Raw genomic sequence first — 1,812 nt, 5'->3', positions numbered from 1 at the left:
CAGCCGCCGTTTCTTGCTCATTCTTGGCATGGGTGCGCTCCTTTCTGCCGTTTCCGCTGGTGTGGCGGTATCGGCGGTAATTCTGTATCATCTCGGTATCATTTTCGGGGTTTTTCTGCCCTGTAAGCCCGTTAAAAAACCCTTTGGTATTGCGGATAGGGTACGGGGCAGCCCCCTTGTTCTGTATAGGTTCGGGTACATTTTGGGGCGGTTTTTATCGTTCCTGTTCCTGCCTTTTCACAGGCTTGCGTTCCCGGCGTAAAATCTGGTCGATATTGCCCTTGACAGTCTGTAAGCGGCGGTATTCCTCCCGTTTTGCCCGGTAATCGTTGTAGCCGCTGTTTTTCTCTTTGATAAGGGCTTCAATCTCTGCTTGCAGGGCTTTATAGCTTGGCAGCTTGGAAATGCCGTTCTCCCTAAAATAACGGGCGGCTGCGTCTGCTATGATAAAGTCGCTTTCGTGCTTCTGTCGGTAGGCTGCTTTTGCTTTGGCGTTTTTCTGCTGTTTCAGCCCGTCCCGGACAGGGCGGGTCTTGGAATAGGCAAGCACCTGCCGTTGCAGCTCCTTTTTCCCGTCCAGCGTCTTTTCCACCTGCTTCAGCTCTGTAAGGCTTTCCCGCATGGCGGTATAGGCGGCAGAACAGGCTTCGTCCAGTTCCTCCGGGGAAGAAAAGCCGTACTGCTGATAGGCGGTAACGGTAGCCGCCATTTGCTTTAGATTGTACTTTGCCGCCCAGCGGTCATAGCCCACGCCCTTGCCCTCGGCTCGCTTAGCTTCCCGGTCAACCATGCGTTGCAAGGTGTTGTCTGCCGGGGTGGTTTTTGCGGCTTTTTCCTCCTGCAAGCGTCCCTTTTGGGTATGTGGGTATTCCGGTATGGCTTTGGGCTTTTCGGCGGCTCTGTGGGCGTTCTGCGTGAGCAGGGCAAGGACAGCAGCCTTGTCAAAATCGTCCCCCAGCTTCCGGGCTGTGATAGGCTTTGTCCTGTCCGGCGTGAGGTAGGAAAGCCGCCCCCGGCTCTCCTTAACGGTCACACCCTCCCGCAGCAAAAGGGAAGAAAACTCGTCAAAGCTGGCGGCTTGGGAAAGTGCCTGCCGTATCGTCCGGCGCAGCTTCGCCTTGTCCGTTTCAAACTTGGTAGGCTTGGTCGGCTGTCCGGCGGCTTCTCTGGCGGCATTCTCTTTATCAAGGGCAAGCTGCCCTTTCTTTGCCGCCCAGTATTCCCGTTCCGTTATCCGTTCCTTGCTGCCGTTCAAGAGGTCGATTTGGTAAAGCCCCTCCCGGTGGCACATCTCCATGACTTCACTCTTGAAATATTCCATAGCGGCATTGGTGCAGCGGTGCTTGCAGCCCTCCCTTGTGTCGGCTGGTCTGTCCATGTAGGGCAGAAGCGGGACTTCATAAATCCGCAGGGAGTTGATGACGATATGCACATGGATATTCCCGCTGTGGTTATGCCCGTCCGGGTGGGTGCATACAAGGGCTTGGTGTCCGGGGAAATGTGCCTTGCAGAACTGCTCGCCCAGCTCCTGCGCCCGGTCTACGGTCAAGCCGTTGTCTGTTCCGTCCCGTGGGTCAAAGCTGATGATATAGTGGTGGCTTTTCACATCTTCCCGTTTTTGGTTTTTCTCATGGCGGAGATTGGCTCGCATACAGGCAACAGCGAAATCCTCGCCCCCGCAGTTGAGGGAAGAAATGCGGTAGTCCTCCCTCGGTATCAGCCGCCCGTTTTCATCAAGGGTGGGCTTCATGGTAAACTCGTCATGCTCAAATGTGAGATAGGCTTCCGCTGCGCCATAGTCCGCATTTTTAG

The 1,812-nt window shown here is 55.2% G+C and carries 1 protein-coding gene; it reads right to left on the bottom strand.

Going from position 1 to position 1,812, the window contains the following annotated elements; all coding sequences use genetic code 11:
* Positions 1 to 214: 214 nt before the first annotated feature.
* A partial coding sequence (locus tag DXA97_RS19670; protein WP_243107789.1) for a relaxase/mobilization nuclease domain-containing protein occupies positions 215 to 1,812 on the bottom strand: 1,598 nt, incomplete at its 5' end.

This window comes from Clostridium sp. OF09-36 (genome assembly GCF_003481985.1).
Taxonomy (GTDB): domain Bacteria; phylum Bacillota; class Clostridia; order Lachnospirales; family Lachnospiraceae; genus Brotaphodocola.
The sequence above is the reverse complement of the archived record's forward strand: the minus strand, read 5'-3'. Positions and strand labels throughout refer to the sequence as shown.